We start from the raw sequence: 6,257 nt of genomic DNA, 5'->3' as shown, positions 1-6,257 counted from the left end.
GATTTATTCATTATACCCTCTCTTAAAAGTTGTCTCAGGAATCAGCTTACATCCATTCAATTCTACTTTGGTTACAGAAACAGTTCTACTGTCAAACATGCCTAAAAAGATTTCGAAGTTTTACCTCTTGTGTTCCATTTAGGATAGAATGGAACTATCAATAAAAAATGAGGTATGGCATTATGGACAATCAATTTGATATTTATCGTGAAGCAGAAAAAACTGAAAAGTTAACACCGAAACAAAAATTGATTTTCCAATCAGCTATCGACTTATTCTCTAAGCAAGGCTATGCCAATACTTCAACCAAAGAAATTTCTGAGCATGCTGGTGTTTCTGAAGGAAGCATTTTTCGTAAGTTTAAAAATAAAGAAGAATTATTGATGGCAATTCTGACACCCTTGACTCATAAAATTCTACCCCAGGATTTAAAACAGTTTTCTCATACTATGTATCAGAATGACACTCTTAATTTGAAATATTTTTTAACAACTATGATTAATGACCGTATTTCACTCTTTAAATATAACCATAAGATAATGAAGATATTTTTGAATGAATTTATCTACGATCAAAAAATACACGACCGTTTGATTGAAAGTATTCCTAAAAAATCTTTTAAACAGTTCAATCAGGTTTTGGATGAGTTAAAGCAAAAAAATTTATTGATTGATTGGGACAATCTTGAGATTTTTCGATTCCTAGCCTCAAATATTTTAGGATACTTGATTCAACATTATATTATCGTTAATGAAAAAGAATGGGATGAACCCTCAGAAATAGAACACGTCACAGAGTTTATCGTCAAAGGATTAACTCCAACAAAATAATTTTCAACAAAAAAAGCCGATGAATGAAATATTACTTTCATTCATCGACTTATTTGTTTATCTAAAATTATTCTTAAAGTACTTCAACAGATGCTGCTGTAACACCATATGAAGGAATTTGGTTATTTGGCATAGCAACGTCTAATTGGTTAGGGTTACTGTATGCAAATGTACCTGTATCATTAACTGTTCTGATCAATACTGTACCATCAGAAAGTGTGATCTTAAGTGTTGTACCCTTAGGGAATACTGAAAGGTTAGCAGCAACACCGCCATACCCCATGTTTGAACCTAATACAGCTGGATCGTAGAAACTGATCTTGAATGTACCTTGTGATGTACCAGTTGTTGTACTTGTACTTGTTGTTTGTGTTTCAGAAGCACTTTGTGTAACTGCTTGTGTTTGTGCTTGTGTAGTACTTTGTGTTTGTGTAGTTGTCTCTTGGTTACTTGTTTGTTCAACATTTGTTTGTGGTGTTACTGTTTGTTGAGCATCTGTAGTTGATGCTGTTGTAGTAGCACCTGGCAATGTAACTGTTTCACCAGGGAAGATTAAGTCAAATCCGCCAACTTCACGGCCGTTTGCTTGTTCTAGTTCAGCGATTGTTACGCCTGTGTTAGCAGCGATACTCTTGTATGTATCCCCTGCTTCAACTTGAACATGGTTACTGTCGAGTTGTACTGCAGCCTGAGCAGTTTGTGATGTTGCTGCAAGTGCTGTTAAAGCTGTTGTACTTACTAAAGCGATAGATAAAACTTTTTTCATGAATTAATTACATCCTTATATTTAAAATTATTGTCTAGCCCTCATTTGCTATGTTGCATATACTAACAGGTGTTTATTACACAATTACGTCCGTTAAATTACAAAAGCAGGCTTTTCTGTAATTTTAGTAACAATTCTGAAACAATAAGTCTAAATATCGTTGGTATAATAAGATTTCATATTTTATGAATTTGAACATAATTAAAACTTATTCTGAAAATATGAGAGTATTCTTACAGTAAATATTAAACAAATAAGCTTAAAATCATGACACAAATGATTCCAACGACTGATATCAAGGTCTCTAGCACGGTCCAAGTCATTAAGGTTTCCTTAACTGTTAAATCAAAATATTCCTTAAACATCCAGAATCCAGCATCATTTACATGAGAAAAAGCTAATGATCCAGCTCCAATTGCTAAAACCATCAAAGCAGGATTTACTCCAGCCGAAGTCATCAATGGTAAAACTAATCCCGCAGCAGTCAACGAAGCCACGGTTGCAGATCCTAAGGCAACACGCAATACTACGGCAATCAACCAGCCTAAGAGTAAAGGTGAAATATTAACTCCGGTAAATAATTTCATAACCGCATTACCAACGCCACCATCGATTAAAACTTGTTTAAAGGCACCACCACCACCAATTACAAGTAATAACATTGCAATTGATTTAACAGCATCCTCTAGACTTTTCATAATATCCGGTGTTTTAAATCTTCTCGCCCATCCCATTGTATAAATTGCTAGGAGTAGAGAAATTGTCATTGTAATAGCCGGTGTTCCGATAAAAGCAATGATTGAATCCAATTTATTCGGATTATCAGGAACTGAGCCACCATCAACGACTAATTGATAAATGGTGGTAATAGCCATCAAAACTACAGGGAACAATGAGGTTAAAACACTAATACCAAAACTAGGTGTATCCTCTAATTTAAAATTCTTTTGAGGTCCTAAGGCCGTTAAATTACCTTTACGCTCAAAAGCATCTGGAACAATTCTTTGTGCTAATTTTGTATACAATGGGCCTGCAACTATTACCGCTGGAATAGCTACAATAATTCCATAAAGCAATACTTGCCCTGCATTAGCACTCAAAACTGTACTAATAGCTGTAGGAGCTGGATGTGGTGGTAAGAATCCATGGGTAACTGACAAAGCCGCAGCCATTGGAATTCCTAAATAAAGAATTGATACCCCTGCTTCCACAGCGATGGCAAAGACAATAGGAATCAACAAGACCATCCCTACTTCAAAGAACAGAGCGATTCCGATAATAAATGAAGCTAAAACAATTGCTAATTGTAATTTCTTTTTACCGAACTTTTGAATCAAAGTGTGCGAGATTCGGTAGGCACCTCCAGCATCAGCAACCAAACGACCAAGCATAGCACCGAATCCAAAGACAATCGAAAGTTCTCCTAATTGTCCGCCAATTCCATCTTGAATACTGGTTGCTATTTTGGTTAAGGGAATTCCTAAACCAATTCCTACTACTATAGAAGTAATTATTAATGAAAGAAACGTATTAAATTTTAATTTGATGATCAAGAACAGCAATAATGCCACACCTAAAATCAATACCAAGAAAGCCATTTGTAATCCCCTTTAATTTTTGACATAAAAAAATGCGTTATTAGCGCACTTTAATTTATTTCATATGTTTCTTTTGAAATTCCGCAATACTCTTATATTCGGGTTCCAAAACTTGTGATAAGCGAATCCAAATTGGTAAGAGTTCACGATAAACTTCAAAATTCTTTTCATTAGGTTTGTGAACGTCTGTAACACCGACCATACCCTTAACAGCAGATAAATCGTCGACATATCCTAAAGCGTACATGCCTAGTACAGCGGCTCCCAAACAGGAACTTTCGAAACTTTCAGGAATAGTAACATCTTGTTCAAAAATATCAGCTAGCATTTGTCTCCAAAGAGCTGAACGAGCAAAACCACCAGTAGCTTGAATACTCTTAGGTTTACCAGTCACTCTTTCAATCGTCAGCATCACAATGTAGAGGTTATAAACGATTCCCTCCAAGGCGGCTCTAACCATGTGAGCACGAGTATGCTTTCTAGTTAAACCGAAGAATGATCCACGAGCATAAGCATTCCAAATTGGAGCACGTTCTCCACCCAAATAAGGATGGAACAACAAACCATCAGAACCTGCAGGAATTTTTTCGGCAATTTGAGTCAAAATATCATAGGTTGAAACTTGCATCTGTTCGGCAGTGATTTTTTCTGGAGCAAATAATTGATCCTTAACCCAACGGAAAACAATACCACCATTATTAACTGGACCACCAACAACCCACTTATCTTTGGTCAAAGCGTAACAGAATAAATGTCCATCTGGATCAACAACTGGTTTATCGACGACAACACGTACAGCACCACTTGTTCCGATTGTTACAGCCACAACACCAGGATCAATTGCATCAACTCCTAAGTTTGAAAGGACTCCATCACTAGCACCAAAAACAAACGGAATATTCTTAGAGATACCCAACAATTTGCCATATTTAGGATTTAGTCCACTAATTGTATCAGTCGGTTCCACTAATTCTGGCAATTGGTCAGTAGTAATTCCCAAAAGATCCAAGGCCTGTGGTTCCCAAGCTAATTTAAAGATATTGAACATCCCAGTTGCAGAAGCAATAGAATATTCCATTTTATAAACGCCGAATAATCTGAAAAAAATATAAGTTTTCAAATCAATAAATTTTTTAGTTTGAGCAAACAATTCTGGCTTCTCATTTTTTATCCAAAGAATTTTTGATAACGGAGCCATTGGATGAATCGGTGTTCCCGTTTTAGCATAGATCTCGGCACCCAATCCATTTTCTTTCAATTCCTCACTATATTTAGCAGCACGATTGTCTGCCCAAGTGATAGCACGAGTCAAAGGTTGATCGTCTTTATCCATTAAAATCAGGCTGTGCATTGCTGATGAGAAAGAAATTCCCTTTAACTCACCTGCTTTAATTTTACCTTTACGAATAACTTGACCCAAAACTTCTACTACAGCGTCAAAAATATCATCTGGATCCTCCTCCGCCATATCAGGGACATCTTGGTATAATTGATAACCACTATTAGCGTATGCAATGACCTTTCCTTCCATGTCATATAAGACACTTTTTGTACTGGTCGTTCCAACATCAACGCCAATCATATATTCCATATCTAAACTCCTCACGTGATTTTCTAGACTATTAATATTATTGCATATTTTTTAAATAATTTTTGGAAATCTTAACTGTAGTAGTATGATATTTTGAAATCACGCGAAAAAAATGTACTTCTATTGCCGTCGTCCGCAAAAAATAGGTGAGCCGCTGGAACGTGGTGGACACGACTTCAAGCTAAGTAAAACATCACCACTTAGGGCTCACATATTTTTTACTATCGACTAGTTTTCTTTTCCAATATTATCAAGTAAAACTGCAGTATTTTAAAATTTTTAACTCTATATAGTCAAAAAAGAACCAAATTTACAAAAATAAAAACATCTATTAATTTCACCACACAAACTTATGGTGTCCTTAATAGATGTTTTTTATTATTTTTACTTCCATTCATCACGTAAAATTCCGTATTGAACTGAATCGTAATACTTGCCTTCATAAAAACGAACTTGACGAATCCTTGCTTCTTGTTTCATTCCAATCTTTTCGGCTACGTGCATCATTCGTGGATTTCCAGACCAAGTTGTTAAACCCAAATGTGGGAAATCAAAAAGATTGAATAAGTAAGTAATATAAAGTTTTAAAGCTTGGCTACCGATATGTTTATCCCAAGTATCTGTCGCATAAATAGTAATTCCCATGTCGTACCACTTTGCTAATTTTCCATCTTTAAAATGTCCACCAACGGAACCAACGATTTTTCCATCACTTGTAATCAATAAATGTTCCTTATTACCTAACCAAGCTTTTGGTGCTAAATCATTAATGAACTCTTCTTTAGTAGGCAAATCATCATGAAAGTATGGACCGTTCAGTTTTGTCCATCCAGCATTGGGATCACTAAAGGCCAATTGCCAGAATTCTTCTAGATCTTCTGGTTGTGCTTGGCGTAACTCTACTTTTGACAAATCAATCATCTCCAAAATAAAAAGAACTTGTCATTATTATATGGCAAATTCTTTCTAGTTCAACATAAAATAAATATCGTCTATTTTTTACTGCTATATTTTGAACATTTTCTTATAATTAATCTGTCCAAATACTGATGACACGAAAAGCTGATGTTTAGGAGGATTCTTTCAAAATGAAGAACCTGAAAATTAATATCTGGACAGGAATTCTAGATATCATCAACTGTATTTTATTCGCAATATCATGGCCAGTTATTTTTAGTACTGCTGCCAGCGACGCCTTCGGTGGTACTAATTTGACTAGTGGAACAGGGGTATTTTTCTACGTGATGGCTGCCTTAGGGATCATTCTTAATATTGTTGCCCTTATTAAAAGTAGGAAAAACAACATTTCCATAGTTGGTCCCGTACTAGGAATCATAGGAAATGCCTTGTTTCTTATAACTGCTGCGATGGCATTTCCTGCTATTGTAGTAATTATTATTGGAACAGTTTTTATATTTTTACATCAACCGACTAAAAATACTAAAGCAATAAATTAGATCCTCAAAAAAAGT

Annotated in this window: 6 protein-coding genes; 2 read left to right on the top strand and 4 right to left on the bottom strand. The window is 35.4% G+C overall.

The features are described 5' to 3' along the window. Positions 1–182 precede the first annotated feature (182 nt). Complete coding sequence (locus tag FD33_RS11250; protein WP_025085172.1) at positions 183–830, top strand: TetR/AcrR family transcriptional regulator; 648 nt, start codon at positions 183–185, stop codon at positions 828–830. Between the two features lie 73 nt (positions 831–903). Here the strand turns inward: FD33_RS11250 and FD33_RS13180 are convergent, their stop codons facing one another. From FD33_RS13180 to FD33_RS11230, 4 genes are all read right to left on the bottom strand, one after another. Next, positions 904–1,596 carry a LysM peptidoglycan-binding domain-containing protein gene (locus FD33_RS13180; protein WP_056955981.1) on the bottom strand — a complete coding sequence of 231 codons (693 nt, stop codon included), beginning with the start codon at positions 1,594–1,596 and terminating at the stop codon, positions 904–906. Between the two features lie 245 nt (positions 1,597–1,841). Further along, a complete protein-coding gene (locus tag FD33_RS11240; RefSeq protein ID WP_025085171.1) occupies positions 1,842–3,194 on the bottom strand; it encodes a gluconate:H+ symporter in 1,353 nt (450 codons plus the stop codon). A gap of 55 nt (positions 3,195–3,249) precedes the next feature. After that, on the bottom strand, positions 3,250–4,785 hold the full coding sequence (gntK, locus tag FD33_RS11235) for a gluconokinase (protein WP_056955980.1): 1,536 nt from the start codon (positions 4,783–4,785) through the stop codon (positions 3,250–3,252). 384 nt (positions 4,786–5,169) lie between these two features. Then, entirely contained in the window at positions 5,170–5,697 is a 528-nt protein-coding gene (locus FD33_RS11230) for a GNAT family N-acetyltransferase (protein ID WP_227005172.1), read from the bottom strand. Between the two features lie 176 nt (positions 5,698–5,873). Between FD33_RS11230 and FD33_RS11225 the strand changes: the two genes are divergently transcribed. Next, on the top strand, positions 5,874–6,242 hold the full coding sequence (locus tag FD33_RS11225; RefSeq protein WP_025085170.1) for a hypothetical protein: 369 nt from the start codon (positions 5,874–5,876) through the stop codon (positions 6,240–6,242). The last annotated feature ends 15 nt before the right edge of the window (positions 6,243–6,257 follow it).

The sequence above is a fragment of the Companilactobacillus paralimentarius DSM 13238 = JCM 10415 genome, from assembly GCF_001434985.1.
Lineage (GTDB): Bacteria > Bacillota > Bacilli > Lactobacillales > Lactobacillaceae > Companilactobacillus > Companilactobacillus paralimentarius.
This window is presented reverse-complemented; position numbering and strand designations above follow the sequence as displayed.

Coding starts and splice junctions, on each gene's coding strand:
- FD33_RS11250 (WP_025085172.1), top strand. CDS start 183: ATGGACAATCAATTTGATATTTATCGTGAAGCAGAAAAAACTGAAAAG.
- FD33_RS13180 (WP_056955981.1), bottom strand. CDS start 1,596: ATGAAAAAAGTTTTATCTATCGCTTTAGTAAGTACAACAGCTTTAACA.
- FD33_RS11240 (WP_025085171.1), bottom strand. CDS start 3,194: ATGGCTTTCTTGGTATTGATTTTAGGTGTGGCATTATTGCTGTTCTTG.
- gntK (WP_056955980.1), bottom strand. CDS start 4,785: ATGGAATATATGATTGGCGTTGATGTTGGAACGACCAGTACAAAAAGT.
- FD33_RS11225 (WP_025085170.1), top strand. CDS start 5,874: ATGAAGAACCTGAAAATTAATATCTGGACAGGAATTCTAGATATCATC.